This window comes from Mesorhizobium sp. M1C.F.Ca.ET.210.01.1.1, assembly GCF_004791585.1.
Classification (GTDB): domain Bacteria; phylum Pseudomonadota; class Alphaproteobacteria; order Rhizobiales; family Rhizobiaceae; genus Mesorhizobium.
Genome location: NZ_SRUU01000012.1, coordinates 1 through 14,193, shown reverse-complemented (window position 1 = coordinate 14,193; position 14,193 = coordinate 1). Strand labels below are relative to the sequence as shown.

At 63.9% G+C, this 14,193-nt stretch carries 12 protein-coding genes; 3 read left to right on the top strand and 9 right to left on the bottom strand.

Annotation, left to right across the window (positions count from 1 at the left end):
- Positions 1 to 47 precede the first annotated feature (47 nt).
- Positions 48 to 650: a TetR/AcrR family transcriptional regulator gene (locus tag EN853_RS15350; protein WP_127860610.1), complete on the bottom strand. Its 603-nt coding sequence runs from the start codon at positions 648 to 650 to the stop codon at positions 48 to 50.
- A gap of 234 nt (positions 651 to 884) precedes the next feature.
- Here EN853_RS15350 and EN853_RS15345 point away from each other — a divergent pair, with 234 nt between their 5' ends.
- Positions 885 to 1,544 (top strand): methyltransferase domain-containing protein, encoded by a 660-nt coding sequence (locus tag EN853_RS15345; RefSeq protein WP_168247753.1) that lies wholly within the window; start codon positions 885 to 887, stop codon positions 1,542 to 1,544.
- A 106-nt stretch (positions 1,545 to 1,650) separates the two neighbouring features.
- Here EN853_RS15345 and EN853_RS15340 read toward each other — a convergent pair whose 3' ends face one another.
- A complete protein-coding gene (locus tag EN853_RS15340; RefSeq protein WP_127860608.1) occupies positions 1,651 to 1,833 on the bottom strand; it encodes a hypothetical protein in 183 nt (60 codons plus the stop codon).
- A 307-nt stretch (positions 1,834 to 2,140) separates the two neighbouring features.
- Between EN853_RS15340 and EN853_RS15335 the strand changes: the two genes are divergently transcribed.
- The gene (locus EN853_RS15335; RefSeq protein ID WP_127860607.1) at positions 2,141 to 2,575 is read left to right on the top strand and encodes a hypothetical protein; all 435 of its coding nucleotides are present in this window, start codon (positions 2,141 to 2,143) and stop codon (positions 2,573 to 2,575) included.
- Between the two features lie 117 nt (positions 2,576 to 2,692).
- Here the strand turns inward: EN853_RS15335 and EN853_RS15330 are convergent, their stop codons facing one another.
- The 5 genes from EN853_RS15330 to EN853_RS15310 form a co-directional block, all read right to left on the bottom strand.
- Positions 2,693 to 3,883, bottom strand: a complete 1,191-nt coding sequence (locus EN853_RS15330; RefSeq protein ID WP_127860606.1) for an NADH-quinone oxidoreductase subunit D — start codon at positions 3,881 to 3,883, stop codon at positions 2,693 to 2,695.
- A 62-nt stretch (positions 3,884 to 3,945) separates the two neighbouring features.
- Positions 3,946 to 4,341 carry a hypothetical protein gene (locus EN853_RS15325; RefSeq protein WP_127860605.1) on the bottom strand — a complete coding sequence of 132 codons (396 nt, stop codon included), beginning with the start codon at positions 4,339 to 4,341 and terminating at the stop codon, positions 3,946 to 3,948.
- A 98-nt stretch (positions 4,342 to 4,439) separates the two neighbouring features.
- Entirely contained in the window at positions 4,440 to 6,044 is a 1,605-nt protein-coding gene (locus EN853_RS15320) for an FGGY-family carbohydrate kinase (RefSeq protein WP_127860604.1), read from the bottom strand.
- Positions 6,045 to 6,115: 71 nt separating this feature from the next.
- Complete coding sequence (locus EN853_RS15315) at positions 6,116 to 7,000, bottom strand: AraC family transcriptional regulator (protein WP_127860603.1); 885 nt, start codon at positions 6,998 to 7,000, stop codon at positions 6,116 to 6,118.
- A 383-nt stretch (positions 7,001 to 7,383) separates the two neighbouring features.
- Positions 7,384 to 8,346, bottom strand: a complete 963-nt coding sequence (locus EN853_RS15310; protein ID WP_127860602.1) for a dihydrodipicolinate synthase family protein — start codon at positions 8,344 to 8,346, stop codon at positions 7,384 to 7,386.
- A gap of 111 nt (positions 8,347 to 8,457) precedes the next feature.
- On the opposite strand from EN853_RS15310, the gene EN853_RS15305 reads away from it, so the two are divergent.
- Entirely contained in the window at positions 8,458 to 9,498 is a 1,041-nt protein-coding gene (locus tag EN853_RS15305) for a proline racemase family protein (RefSeq protein ID WP_127860601.1), read from the top strand.
- A gap of 187 nt (positions 9,499 to 9,685) precedes the next feature.
- Here the strand turns inward: EN853_RS15305 and EN853_RS15300 are convergent, their stop codons facing one another.
- Both EN853_RS15300 and EN853_RS15295 read right to left on the bottom strand, forming a co-directional pair.
- Positions 9,686 to 11,434, bottom strand: coding sequence for a tetratricopeptide repeat protein (locus EN853_RS15300; RefSeq protein ID WP_127860600.1), 1,749 nt, complete (start codon positions 11,432 to 11,434; stop codon positions 9,686 to 9,688).
- Positions 11,435 to 12,038: 604 nt separating this feature from the next.
- Positions 12,039 to 13,757, bottom strand: a complete 1,719-nt coding sequence (locus EN853_RS15295) for an adenylate/guanylate cyclase domain-containing protein (RefSeq protein ID WP_127860599.1) — start codon at positions 13,755 to 13,757, stop codon at positions 12,039 to 12,041.
- Positions 13,758 to 14,193: the final 436 nt, after the last annotated feature.

Below are 14,193 nucleotides of genomic sequence, written 5' to 3'. Positions count from 1 at the left end.
GGCCGGATCCTTCAGTTCAGTCGGTCCGCCCCGCAATGTATGGCATGCTAATCCGCCGACGGTCGGCGGTCGCCACCGATAGAGGATGACAGCCCGTGGAGCACCAGGCTGCGGAACATGGCGTCGACCTGGGACGGCGACAGTTTCGGCTTCCGCTCGAACCACCAGTTCAGCGCCGTAAGAAAGGCGCCGACGATGAATTGCACGACGAAGTCGCGCGGGGCGGCGTCGCCGTGAAGGGTAGCGGGCAGTTCCTGCCGCACCATTTCCGACAGGATCAGGCGGATCTCGTTCTCCGTCACCGCACCGCCTCGCCCGCCGATCATCGTCCGATAGTGGTCGGCATACCGGGCGGCATGATCGAACATGGCCGTGCTGAAGCCAAGCGGATCGCCGTGTGATGCTTCGGCTCCCGCACGTACCGTCGATTGTGCCTCCTTGAGCTCCTGTCGAAGCATCTGGAAACCGCTGCGCAAGAGGTCCTCCTTGCCGGTATAGTGGGCGTAGAAGGTTGAGCGGCCGACATCGGCTTCATCGATGATGTCCTGCACGGATAGAGCCTCGTAGCCCTTGCGCAGCATGAGCGTCAGCAGCGCCTGATGAAGCGCTTTGCGCGTACGGGCGGCCCGCCGATCGATATCCCGTGGCATGGATCACTCCTCCTACGCCCTTCCACACTGACGGAGCGCCGCTTCCGGCGCGTTTTCCAGAACGGCAGGCCTGGATTGTCCACTAACGGACATTTTGCCTGCATCGTCTGTCGAAATCCCGGACAGCATGTCCATTATTATACCGACTGTTTCGAAGTTTCACGAGCCGACAGCCGCTGTTCCGGCGTTCGCGGGCACTGGCCTTTGGCGCTGTTGAAGAAAGGATGGACAAGCATGCACCATATGCGAAGCGAAGCGCGCAATGCCGGGGCGGCAATCGGCCCGGATGCCAACAAGGGCATCGGCTTTCCGCGTCTCTACGACCTGCTGGTCCTCATGCTGACCCGTGGGCGCGACCGGGCCTATCGCGAGGCTCTGCTCGATCTGACAGGCCTGGCGCCGGGCTTCCACCTGCTGGACGTCGGATGCGGCACCGGCACGCAGGCGATCGCGGCCTGGCGCCGCGTTGGGCCCGGCGGATCGGTGGTTGGCGTCGACGTTTCCGAAAAGATGCTTGCCGTCGCTCGCCGCAAGGCAAGCCGGGCGGGTCTCGACATCGCGTTTCACCATGCCGATGCGGCCGAACTGCCGTTCGAGGACGGTCGCTTCGACGCCGTCACTTTCACGACGGTGCTGCACATGGTGCCGGAGGCGCGGCGCGGCCTTTGCCTGCGCGAGGCCGCGCGCGTCCTGCCTCCCGGCGGGCGGCTGTTGCTGATCGACTATGCCGGCCCCGTGAGCGAGCGCGGGCACATGTCGGCAAAGCACGGCATGCATGGCCAGTTCGATCTGCATCGCCTTCGCGAACCGATGGCGGCAGCCGGCTTCGAGCGCATAGAAGGCGGTCCGCTTGGTTGGCTCGGACTGCATTTCCTGCTCGCCGTCAGATCATGAAGATGCGGTCACGCCGCCCATGCGGTCTATGGCGCTGTGCGTTATCGCTTCGAGCAGCCACCTAGGACGGAGGGCTGCCCGAGGCGCCGCCGGCCGGCCATTTCGACTAGCATCGAAGCGGGCCTGCCCTCGAGTGCTTGGGCGGCACGTCGTTCTCATCCGGATTGGGGAAGGATTCCTCGTCCGGCATCCTCTCCGGATCGGGTTCGCGCAACGGCTTCGGGTCGGGAAAAGGCGGCGGCGTGGGGACCGGCGTCGGCGTCGGGTCGGGATTGGGGAGAATGGCCATCAATTGACTTCCCTCGTTGCGCTGCGAACTGTCGGCGTGATGCGGTTTCCGGCAACCGGATGTCTGCCTGACCAGAACATGATGGATGATCGCCCCGGCACTCATCGAGCACCCGACCGGCGGCTACGCTGGGCAGAACGGTAGCGACTCGGGATGGTTCCGCATTGATCTTCGTCGCGTTTCGGCGCCGCCGGGCACGAATGACGATCAAATGATTTTCCGTCGCCCATTTCGCCCTTGCCGGCGCCATGCAGCGCCTTAGTTCCGTTGCGGGGCGGGTGATCATCTGCCGACATAGGAGGCGGCCTTGAAGCACCAAACCGTAGACCAACTCAATGCCGTTGCCGACGTTCATGCTGAAGCAGCGGTTCTCATCGCCAGTCGAGGCCAGCGCCTCGAACGCTGGGCGCAACTTCTCGAGCAGGATCCCGGCCGGCGCCTCGTGGCGCTTGCGGGCACAGAATACACGACTCCCGACGTGCGCGAGAAAATGCGCTCCGCCGGTTCGCCGATCACCGTCGCTTTCGAAGACCCGATCTTCCGTGCGCAGGGCCTTCGGGACGACACTTACGGCGAAGCGAAGCGCTTCTTCGAACTCAGCGACTGGCAGCTGCACGAGGTCGTCTGCCACTGCCATGTCGGCGCCAGCCTGCCGGCACGCTGGGCGGCGTCCCGCGTCCGCGCGGCCATCTCTCCAGGCTCGGGCATCTTGGCCTGGCTGAGAGGGGTGTTCATGCACTGAGGCGATTGCCGCGGCTGTCAGAGCCGCGGCAAAAGCTTCCATATCGGACTTGATCGGAGACGGGGGGTTGCCTGCTTCTCCCCAGCCGTCGAGAGATGAGGTTTGGCGCGCCGTCAGTCAGCGATCGATCTCGCCGAATACGATGTCCAGGGATCCGATGATGGCCGCGACATCGGCGATCATGTGCCCGCGCGACAGATAGTCCATCGCCTGGAGGTGGGCGAAGGACGGCGCACGTATCTTGCAGCGGTATGGAACGTTGCTGCCGTCCGAGACCAGATACACGCCGAATTCCCCTTTCGGCGCCTCCACCGCGGCGTAGACCTCGCCAGCCGGCACGCGGTGCCCTTCGGTGTAGAGCTTGAAATGCTGGATCATCGCTTCCATCGAGCGCTTCATGGTGGCGCGCCGCGGCGGCGTGATCTTCCGGTCTGCCACGGCGACCGGCCCCTGCCCGTCGGCCGAGCGCAGCCTTTCAAGGCACTGCCTCATGATCCGCACCGACTGCCGCATCTCCTCCATGCGCACGAGATAGCGGTCGTAGCAGTCGCCGTGCTTGCCGATCGGGATGTCGAACTCCATCTCAGGGTAGCACTCATAAGGCTGCGCCTTGCGCAGATCCCATGCGGCGCCCGACCCGCGCACCATCGGGCCGGAGAAACCCCAGGCCCAGGCATCGTCGAGCGAGATCACGCCGACATCGACGTTGCGCTGCTTGAAGATGCGGCTCCCGGTCAGCAGGCCTTCGAGATTGTCGCAGACCTTCAAGAACGGATCGCAGAAGTCCCAGATGTCGTCGAGCAGCTGCCCCGGCAGATCCTGATGCACGCCGCCGACCCTGAAATAGTTGGCGTGCATACGGGCGCCGGACGCGCGTTCATAGAAGACCATCAGCTTCTCGCGCTCGGCGAAGCCCCAGAGCGGCGGCGTCAGTGCGCCGATATCCATGGCCTGCGTGGTGACGTTGAGCAGATGCGACAACAGCCGGCCGATCTCGCAAAACAGGACGCGGATGAGCTGCCCACGCCGGGGAACAGAAATTTCGAGCAGCTTCTCGGTGGCGAGGCAGAAGGCATGCTCCTGGTTCATCGGCGCCACATAGTCGAGCCGGTCGAAATAGGGCAGGGCCTGCAGGTAGCTCTTGTATTCGATCAGCTTCTCGGTGCCGCGGTGGAGCAGGCCGATATGCGGATCGGCGCGGTCGACGATCTCGCCGTCCAACTCCAGCACCAGCCTGAGCACGCCATGCGCCGACGGGTGCTGCGGCCCGAAGTTGAGGGTGAAATTGCGGACGGCGGTTTCGGCCATAGCGGCCCCTCAGCGAAATCTGGTTTTGCCTCGGCCGGTGCGCTGAACCGATCTGGGGCCGATCAAGTCGTGGTCTGGATGATCAGCGTCAGCGTGCCGTCGCCATCGATGTTGGCGGCGACGACCTGCGAGGAATTCAGTCCATTCGCGCGCAGGACCGATACGGCTTCAGGCGAGGCGTCGACCGAATTCTGCAGCCTGGCCAGGTCCTTGGCAGTCGTCCTGGTGACCACGGCTTCAGCCTGGGCCTTGATCTCCGCGGGCAGGTCCTCGATCGCCACCACCACGACATTGGTCACGTTCTGACCGGAATTTCCCGGATCGGGCGGCGGCTGGTCGGGCAGGGGCTGCTCAACCGGCGGCAAAGCCTGGGGCGGCTGCGGATCGGCGTGCTGTGCGGACACCGGCTGCGCCAAGGCAAAGGTTGAAAGCGCAAGCATCATCGTCAACGTCCGCATCGTCTCACCTTCCTTGTCTCACCTTCCTTGTCTCGAAGTCTGACGACACAACCCCTGCGCCGGGCGATGGTTCCCGGCGCATAACCGCCAATGGAAGATCAGGCAGTCAACACCGACAGCGCCGCGGCCTGCAGGCGTTCGAACGCCGCGAAGCGCCTGTCGTGCCAGGAGGCAAGCGAGGAGTTGGGCGAATAGATCTCGCCCACCTCCGACATCGCCGCCATGGCCGCCGGAAGGTCGGGATGACGGCCGGCGGCAACGGCGCCGAGCATTGCCGAGCCGAGCAGCACCGGCTCTGGCGACGTCGGCGCGTAGACCAGCTTGCCGGTGGTGTCGGCGATGAGCTGCCGCACCAGCGGGCTCTGTCCCGCGCCGCCGCTGATGGCGATCGTGTCGATCGTGATGCCGCAGGCGCGCATGGCTTCGAGGATCTGCCGGGCGCCGTAGCCGAGGCCGCAGAGGCCGGCGAGATAAAGCGCGACGAGGCTGTCGGCGCCGGTCGCCATGTCCAGGCCGGCGATCAGCCCGCGCGCGTCGGGATTGGCCAAGGGGGCGCGATTGCCGAGAAACTCGGGAACGACGTGCAGGCCGCCGATGAGCTTGTCGGCCCTGGATGCGCCGCCTCGCTGTTCAGCCTCCCGCGCCAGCCATTGGCTGAGGCTCTGGCCGTTTCGCGCCGCGACGCCGGCAAGCTCGGCAGCGGCTGGGTGCATGCCGACCAGGCGGTCGATGGCGGCGCCGGCCGCCGACTGGCCGCCTTCGTTCAGCCACAGGCCCGGCACCATGGCGGAGAAATAAGGCCCCCACACGCCAGGCACGAAGGCGGCCTGCTCGGTCGTCGTCATGGTGCAGGCGGAGGTGCCGAAGACATAGGCCATGCGCGTCGTCGCGCTGCCGGCGCCGCGCGCGCCGACCGAACCGATGCCGCCGGCGTGGGCGTCGATCATGCCGGCAGCGACCGGCGTTCCAGGCAAAAGGCCAAGCTCGGCCGCCGCCTCGTTCGTCAGGCCGTTGGCGAGAGCGCTCCCGGGCGCCACGATCTCGGTGCCGATGCGCTCGAATTTCTCGTCCGCCAGCGCGCCCAGCCCCACTTTACGGAAATAGGCGTCGTCCCATCGCGCCTCATGCGCGAGATAGGTCCATTTGCAGGTTACCGTGCAGGTCGAGCGCGCCAGGCCGCCGGTCGCCCGCCAGGTCAGGAAATCGGCGAGGTCCATGAACTGCCAGGCGTCAGCGAAAGTCCGCGGCATGTTCTCGGCGAGCCACAGGAGCTTCGGCGTTTCCATCTCCGGAGAGATGGCGCCGCCGACATAGGTGAGCACATCTTCGCCGGTGTCGTTGATGCGGCGCGCCTGCTCGGTGGCGCGGTGATCCATCCAGACGATGATGTTGCGCTCCGGATCGCCAGACAGGCTCACCGTTAGCGGCGCGCCGCCTCGTCCCAGAACGACAAGCGAGCAGGTCGCGTCGAAGCCAATGCCATGTACCGATTGCGCGGAAATGCCGGCGAGCGACACCGCCTCGCGGACAGCGGCCGCAACGGCGCGCCAGATGTCGTTGCTCGATTGCTCGACGATATGGCCTTCGGCGTGCCAGATGGCGATATCGGCCTTGGCGGATGCAAGCATGGCGCCGGCTTCATCAAAGACGCCGGCGCGGGCACTGCCGGTGCCGATGTCGATGCCGATGAAATGGCTGCTCATCATTCAACTCCGCGGCCGGTTGCGCCGATGTGCTTGGAGGTCATTACTGGGTGAGCCGCGCGGCCTGGCGCCTAGGCCGCTTTCGCCAGGTTGATGTTGTGCAGCGTCAGCCGCCGGAAATGCGAGGGCGTCATGCCCTTTTCGGCGAGGAACTGCCGGTTGAAGTTGGAAAGGGTGTTGTAGCCGACCTCGAAGCAGATGCTGGTGATCGGGGCCAGCTCGTCGCTCATCAGCATCTGGCAGGCCAGGTTGATGCGCAGCCGTTTCACATACTGCACCAAGGTCATGCCGGTGTGCTGGCGGAAGGAGCGCGAGAAGACGCTGGGCGACTGGCCTGCGATGCCGGCGAGATCGGTCTCACTGAAGGGCTGGGTCAGGTTCTCGCGCAGATAGGCAAGCGCCTTGTTGATGCCGGCCGACATGTAGCCCGACGGGTCCGGCAGATAGCTTGCGCTGGCGAGCATGCGCGCGCCCTCGGCACGGCTGAGCAGGCCCATCATCATCATGAACAGCTCGATGCGGCGCACGCCTTGCGAATTCATGATCTCTTCCATCAACGGCGCGAGCTGCCGGCTGGTCTGCCGGCTGAACTGCACGCCGCGGCGCGAGGCCTCCAACACCGGCGTCAGCGCCGCGAGCTCGGGGAAGGTGTTGATGGCGCCGTCGATGAAGCCCTCGTTGAACTGGATGATACGGCAGCGCAGCGGCACCGTCGCGTCCTTCGGCACATCGCTCACCCAATTGTGCGGCAGGTTGGGGCCGGTCAGCACGAGATTGCCCGGCTCGAACTCGCCGATGAAGTCGCCGACGAAATAGCGGCCGCGGGTGGCGACGATGAGGTGCAGCTCGTATTCCGGGTGGAAATGCCAGCGCACCGTGCGGAACGGATAGCCGTGCGACCAGGCGGTGAAAGATTCGCCCGGCCTGATCTGCACAAGCTCGAGATCAGGTTTCATCGCTGTTCCTCCCGTGTCGAGGCCATCAGCGCGATCGCCTCGCCGACGCGCTCCCCTCATCGGCCTCATGCCAGCCAGACTACTGAGCCGACGAAACCGGCGCCACTATGTTCCGGTGCCGTCATTGGTACTTTTTTGACTATCCTGAGCCTTCGCAACACCGGACCCTCGCGTCATAAGACGCCGAGCTCCTCGCTTGTGAAACGGAAGGCGGGACGTCGGGCGAAGCCGATGCTGTCGCTGCTTTCGAAGGCACTCGCCGATCCTGGCGATCCGTCCAGATCGCGAGAGGTTTGCCGGCAGGGCAGCAGGACAAGCCAGTTCCAATTTGACGGCGGAGGGAGCGTTGTGGCTTAGGAAGCTTCCGCCGCCATGCCGGCCGGTCAGGCAGCGTATCTCGCCACCACGCCGGGCTGCCTCGACCACTGCGCGTACCAGGCGTCGAAGAGCTTGATCTGCTGCTCGGCATAGCCGCGCTGGCTGTCGCTCAGCGCGTCCGTTTCGTTGAAATGCAGCCGGTACTCGGGATTCCCCTTCAAAACCATCATGTGCTTGAAATAGAGCACCAGGTCCGGACCCTCGTCGAAGGAGGACAGCACGGCAAGCGCGGCGTCCAGCTCCAGCGCCAGCCGGCGCGCTTCGGCATCGCCCTTCGCCGCCGCTTGGCTGAGGCCGACGAGATGCAGCACCTCCTTGGGCAGCACGTTGCCGATGCCGGTGATGGCGCCCGAGGCGCCGCAATTGACGAAGCCATGGAAGACGGCGGTGTCGACGCCGATCATGAGCGCGACTTCATCGTCACGGCTGGTGATGTTTTCCGCCGCATAGCGCAGGTCCGACGGGCCGCCGAATTCCTTGAAGCCAACCAGGTTCGGATGTTCGGCGCGCAGCGCGAAGAAGAGATCGGCGCGCGTGGCAAAACCGTAATAGGGGCTGTTGTAGATGACCGCCGGCAGGTCGGGGGCGGCGGCGAGGATGGCCTTGAAGTGGTGGCGCTGCGCCGTCACCGAGGGTCCGCGCGACAAGACGCGTGGGATCACCATCAGGCCGCGCGCGCCAACTTTCTGGGCGTGCGCGGCATGGGCCACGGCGCTGGCGGTGTTGACCGCGCCGGTGCCGACGATCACCGGCACGCCGGCCTTCACCAGCCGCTCGACGCCTTCCATGCGCTGCTCGTCGCTCAGCAGCGGCCAATCGCCCATGGATCCGCAATAGACGACCGCCGACATGCCGGCGGCGATCAGCTCGCGTCCCTTACGCGCGAGCGCCTCGAAGTCGGGCTGACGGTCGTTGGTGCAAGGCGTCATCAGCGCCGGCATGCAGCCGGAGAAGACAGTGGCGTTCATTCGGATTCTCCTTGAGCCTGGCATACAGATTGATCAGCATGCAGATTGATCAGTTTGTCCCGGAGCGGTACCGCTTGCCAAGCGGATAGTCGCGGTCGGCAGGGAGAAACAATGCGCACCAGATCCAGCATTCGCGTCGTCGGCTGCCATGCCGAGGGTGAGATCGGCGATGTCATCGTGGGCGGCGTCCTGCCGCCGGCGGGCCGCACTATGATGGAAAAGATGATCGCGATGGAGCGCGATCACGACCATATAAGGCGCATGCTGATCTGCGAGCCGCGCGGCAGCGTTGCCCGGCACGTCAATCTCCTGGTCCCCTCGACGCGCGAGGATTGCGTCGCCGGCGCAATCATCATGGAGCCGACGGAATATCCGCCGATGTCCGGCTCCAACACGATCTGCGTCGCCACTGTGCTGCTCGAGACCGGCATGGTGCCGATGAACGAGCCCGAGACGCGCTTCAAGCTCGACATGCCGGGCGGCGTCATCGAAGTGCGTGCCGAATGCCGCGACGGCAAGTGCCTGTCGATCACCTTGCGCAACGCGCCGGCCTTCGCCGAACGCCTCGATGCCAATATCGAGGTGGAAGGGCTCGGCACGCTGAAGGTCGACATCGCCTATGGCGGGATGTTCTACGCGATCGTCGACGCAGCCGCGCTCGGCTTCTCGGTCACACCCGACGAGGCCCGGGAATTGGCGGTTACCGGCGAGAAGGTCCGCCGCGCCGCGCGCGAGCAGCTCGATGTCGTGCATCCGGAATTCGACAATGTGCGCGGTGTGTCGATCGTGCAGTTCGCCATGCCGTTCCAGGGGCCGGGCAACGTCACGCGCAACACCTGCATCGTCTCGCCCGGACGCTCCGACCGCAGCCCGACCGGAACCGGCACGTCGGCCCGCATGGCCGTGCTGCAGGCCCGGGGCCTGATGAACGTCGGCGACGTTCTGATCCATGAATCGATCATCGGCTCACGTTTCACCGGCAGGATTCTCGAACTGGCCGAGGTTGCTGGACGCAAGGCGATCGTTCCGCAGATCACCGGCCGCGCCTGGATCACGGGCGAGCACAGCTACTATCTCGATCCGACGGATCCCTATCCGCAAGGCTATGTGCTGTCGGACACCTGGGGCACATCGACCTCGGTGAAACAGTAGCGCGATTGGGCGATGGGGGCGGACCGGCCGGAGAGGCAATGCCTGCCATGGTGTCCAGAGGCGCTTGACGGGGAGTCTCCGTCGGGATGGTCCTGTGTCGGACTCCCTGCCTCAAGGTGATCCGCGCCGAATCTGCCCCCCGCTCGGTGCGTTCCCAACTCACGATCGATGCGCCAGCCTGGCAGCGCTATTCCGGCAGCCCCGCCTTTCGCAAACCTTCTGCAAGCAGAGCCATATGGGCTGGGACGGCTGAAACGACGTCGGCGAGATTGGAAATTCGTTGGCCAGGATCGAGGGCGAGAATTCGGCTCACCACCTTTTGCGCGTCCTCGGTTCGGCAGGCGTGAGCATAGCTTGCAGCCGCATAGCGCAACGACCCCAAAAAGTCCGGCTTTTCCCGCAACGACCTTTCGGCCCAAGATGATGCCTCCTCAAATCGACCAGCGAAGAGATGAGCCACTGCAACCGCATTCTGCATATCGAACATGAGCGGGTCGACCGGGCTCATGCGTATCGCAGTCGCGAGGTGCTGGAGAGCGGTTTCCGTATCGCCGAGGTCGACTCTGACCCAGCCGCTGAATAGCCACGCGGTAGCCAGGTTCGGATTGAGCGCGAGCGCGCGATCAATGAACGCTGCCCCGCTATTGTTGTCGCCCACGACATACGCGAGCGCGTGCCCGCCGAGTGAGAGCGCAACCCCGTCATCCCTGCCCAAATCCACTGCCTTCAGAGCCAGGCGTTCTGTCTCGACGGTTTCCTGCTCATGATCGGCCATCCAGCCGTTCGCCTTGCGCATGACGGCACACCACGCGGCCATGCCGTATGCCGAGGCGAATTCAGGGTCGAGTTCGATGGCCTTGTAAAACAACTGAAGGGCGGTTGCGTTGGATTCCCTGGTCAACTGGTGGAGGCTTGCTATCCCGCGCAGATAATAGTCGTAAGCGTCAAGGTGCTCGGTCGGTTTGCGCTTGGCCCGCTCGATCTCTGCCTGTTCCAGCTTCGGAGCGATCGCTCCGACGACGCTCCGGGTCACTTCCTCCTGCAGGTCAAAAACGTCCTCCAGCCCGCCGTCGAAACGGTCGGCCCATAGATGTGCACCCGTTGCCGCATCGATAAGCTGCCCGGTAATGCGCACCCTGCTCGCCGCCTTGCGCACGCTCCCTTCAAGCACATAGCGCACACCAAGCTCGCGCCCGACCTGCTTAATGTCCACTGCCCGGCCCTTGTAAGTAAAGCTCGAGTTGCGCGCGATGACGAACAGCCAGCGCGTCCGGGACAGCGCGGTGATGATCTCCTCCACCATGCCGTCAGCGAAGTAGCCCTGCTCGGGGTCGCCACTGAGGTTGTCGAATGGCAAGACCGCAATGGACGGTTTTTCGGGAAGCGTCAGCCTCTCCCTTGTCGAGAATACCGAAGTTGGTTTTGCTCGACTGACCTGATAGGCGCGCACCGCCTCCACGATGTTGTGGACCTGATGGCTACCGAGGTCGGTGTAGGCATAGTCTAGTTTGCCCTTGACCTGCTCGTAGACGTTGCTCGCGACGCAGACGCCGCCAGGTTCTGCAAGCTTCTCGAGCCGCGCGGCGATGTTCACACCATCACCGTAGATTGTATCGTCCTCGGCAATCACGTCGCTCAGATTCACGCCCATACGGAAAGTCATGCGCTTGTCTTCGGGCAAACTTGCATTGTGAGCAGCCAATCCCTCCTGGGCTTCGACCGCACACTGCACCGCGTGGACTGCGCTGGCGAATTCGACAAGAAGGCTGTCGCCAGCGGAACCGACGATGCGTCCGTGGGACTCTGTGATCTTGGGCTCGATCACTTCGGCGCGAAGCCTCTTCAGCTGTGCAAGCGTGCCAACCTCGTCGGCTCCCATGAGGCGGCTGTAGCCGACGACGTCGGCAGCAAGGATTGCGGTGAGGCGTCGCTCCATGCTTGTGTCCTGCCTCTTCCATAGGTCGAAGCTCCGGGCGGCGAGCGTATTCTAGTCCTACCTCGAATGCGAGCGTGCAGTGCCGGCGCCAGCAGCGATCAACTCACCACGTCGCTTGGGCCATTCCTAACACGGCGTCGTTTATCGTCCGATCGCGGCTGCTGCCGAAGGGCTAATTTTGGTCAGGTCACGACTATGTCCCCGTTCAACCGAACGTCCGCTTTTGAAAGATCCGTAGCCTGAACCAGCCAGTCCGCTGTCGCCATTGACATGATTTCGAATTACTCCCGCAGCTATAAAATTCACCGCCCAATCCGCCTGCATCACAGACGCCGAGCGAGGTACGCACACTCTCAGCTGGTTTCGTCGTGGCGGAGGTTCAAAGCAATAGGTGAGTCACGTATGGCCGCTTTGCGCCGCATCTCGTCGTCGCGTGGACCCTACCCGCACCCCAATAGCAGACATCTGAGCGAACAGGCGAAGGTGGGACGTTTGCGCCCTCAACGGACATTGATCGATGGAACCCACGGGCATTGCCCTCATAGTCAAAAGACGAGCCTATATCCTGACGGGAGCAAGCCGGCGATCCAAAGCAATGCGCTCTTTAGTCGGGAAGGCCAGCCTTGCGGTAGCCTTCGACGAAGCGCTGGAGCACTTCCTCGTCGTCGAATGGCTGCGATGTTGCCCAATGCCTGATGCTGAAATGGGGATTGCTCATCATGAAGAATTCCGCTTCCTGACGGGCTTCATCCAGGCGCCCGACCTGCGCGAGGGCTGCCGCCAGCATGCGCCGCGACGTGGTGCGGTAGGTTTCCGGTTTGCGTAAAGCCTCGACCGCGGATTGATAGTCCCCGAGCGCATAGTAGGCTTGGCCTGCCATCCAATAGTACCACCCCGGTGGGTGCGGATTGAGCCGCAAAGCCCGCTTCACGAATTCGACGCCCTTGACCGCGTCGCCCCTCAAGGTGATGAGATCCGAGCGCATCGCCCAGGCATCGGCATGATTGGGATCGAGCTTGAAGGTCGTCTCGAATTCGGCATCCGATTCCGCGTATCGCCGTTCGTGACCAAGTATGATGCCCAGCCCCCAGCGGTTCCCGGCATCGTTAGGGTCGAGCGCCACAGCCCGCTGCGCTTCAGCCAGTGCGCGAGGCTGGTTGGTTTCCTTCGGCTCGTTCCAGAACAGCCAGCCGAGCCAAAGATTGAGGGCCAGCAAGCTATGTGCTTCGGCATAGTCGGGATCGAGTCCGATCGCCTTTTCCAGGAGCATGCGCGCTTCCCGCGCGCCTAACCCGGTCTGAAAACTGACGCCGCGGGCTCGCACGCAGAGGTCATAGGCTTCGAGACTTGTCGGCCGTTTGCGCGCCGGCTGTCCGGCCAATCGGCCGACAAGGGCTTCGACGATCTTGGCCGTGACCTCGTCCTGCACCGCAAAGATATCCTCGAGGCTGCTGTCGTAGCGCTCGGCCCAGATATGATCGCCGCCGATCGCGTCGATCAACTGCGCATTGATGCGCACGCGCGCCGCAGCACGCCGGGCGCTGCCTTCAACCACATAGCGCACCCCAAGATCACGCGCGGCCAAACGCACATCGACCGACCGCCCCTTGTAAGCAAAGGTCGAGTTGCGCGCGATGACGAAGAGGCCGGCTGAGCGAGACAGGTCGGTGATCAGGTCTTCGGTCAAGCCGTCGACAAAGGTTTCCTGCTCCGGATCGTTGCTCATGTTGGTGAAAGGCAAAACCGCGATTGAGGGCTTGTCGGGCAATTCCAGCGATGCCAGTCGCCCGACCGGAGCCGCTCTCGGAAGCTGCAGGTTCACGCGATAGCAGTATATCGGCTCGGCTATGTTCTTCACCCGCTGCTCGCCCATGGGCTCGAACGCAAACGCTAGCTTCTGCCTGACCTCCTTGGACACCTTCTCCGAAACGCAGATGCCACCGGGCTCGGCGAGTTGTTGGAGGCGCGACGCCACATTCACGCCCTCGCCATAGCGATCGTCCCCTTCGACGATCACTTCCCCAAGGTTGATTCCGATCCGGACTTCGAAGCGCTGGTCTTCGGCGACGCTCGCATTACGTTCCGCCATGCCGCGCTGAAGCGTGACCGCGCATTCGACCGCATCTACCACGCTGCCGAACTCCGCCAGCAGGCCGTCTCCCATCAGCTTGAAGATTCGCCCGTGTCGCGTCTCGATTTCCGGCTCGAACAGCTCTTTGCGGCCACGTTTCAGCCGATCGAAGGTGCCCGCTTCATCCGCCTCCATGAGCGCCGAGTACCCTACGACATCGATGGCAAGGATGGCAGCGAGCTTCCGCTCCATGTTGAGCCCCAGTCAAGATTCGCGACACGCAAGCCGCAGACCCGAGGCAGGTAGGGACCGGCGCTTCCAGCGTGCCCTCTCCGGCCCATCATACCACAGATCACGCTTCTTGAGGTATGACTCGCGCGACGCCTTGGCGATCCTGCCGCAGCGCCACTGACGAGCGAGTCCCACCTTCCCTACCGCTTGTTCGCGGCAGTTGCCTCGCAATGGGACTGTGACGGCTTCGGGTCCAATCCAGGACCTAGCTCCATCGGTTTAAATGTCCGCTATTCGCTCCGCGTACGCCAGAACCAGCCAGTCCGCCCTCGTGAAGAGTTTCGGGCGCCGGCAGGCGTACGAAAGTCCCCGAGGAAGGAACCCGCGGGCCACAGGCGATGGCTATGGGGATTTCGATTTTCGGCAGATGTCGGCGATGGCGCGACCGCCGTCGGGA

Coding starts and splice junctions, on each gene's coding strand:
- EN853_RS15350 (WP_127860610.1), bottom strand. CDS start 650: ATGCCACGGGATATCGATCGGCGGGCCGCCCGTACGCGCAAAGCGCTT.
- EN853_RS15345 (WP_168247753.1), top strand. CDS start 885: ATGCACCATATGCGAAGCGAAGCGCGCAATGCCGGGGCGGCAATCGGC.
- EN853_RS15340 (WP_127860608.1), bottom strand. CDS start 1,833: ATGGCCATTCTCCCCAATCCCGACCCGACGCCGACGCCGGTCCCCACG.
- EN853_RS15330 (WP_127860606.1), bottom strand. CDS start 3,883: ATGGCCGAAACCGCCGTCCGCAATTTCACCCTCAACTTCGGGCCGCAG.
- EN853_RS15325 (WP_127860605.1), bottom strand. CDS start 4,341: ATGCGGACGTTGACGATGATGCTTGCGCTTTCAACCTTTGCCTTGGCG.
- EN853_RS15320 (WP_127860604.1), bottom strand. CDS start 6,044: ATGAGCAGCCATTTCATCGGCATCGACATCGGCACCGGCAGTGCCCGC.
- EN853_RS15315 (WP_127860603.1), bottom strand. CDS start 7,000: ATGAAACCTGATCTCGAGCTTGTGCAGATCAGGCCGGGCGAATCTTTC.
- EN853_RS15310 (WP_127860602.1), bottom strand. CDS start 8,346: ATGAACGCCACTGTCTTCTCCGGCTGCATGCCGGCGCTGATGACGCCT.
- EN853_RS15305 (WP_127860601.1), top strand. CDS start 8,458: ATGCGCACCAGATCCAGCATTCGCGTCGTCGGCTGCCATGCCGAGGGT.
- EN853_RS15300 (WP_127860600.1), bottom strand. CDS start 11,434: ATGGAGCGACGCCTCACCGCAATCCTTGCTGCCGACGTCGTCGGCTAC.
- EN853_RS15295 (WP_127860599.1), bottom strand. CDS start 13,757: ATGGAGCGGAAGCTCGCTGCCATCCTTGCCATCGATGTCGTAGGGTAC.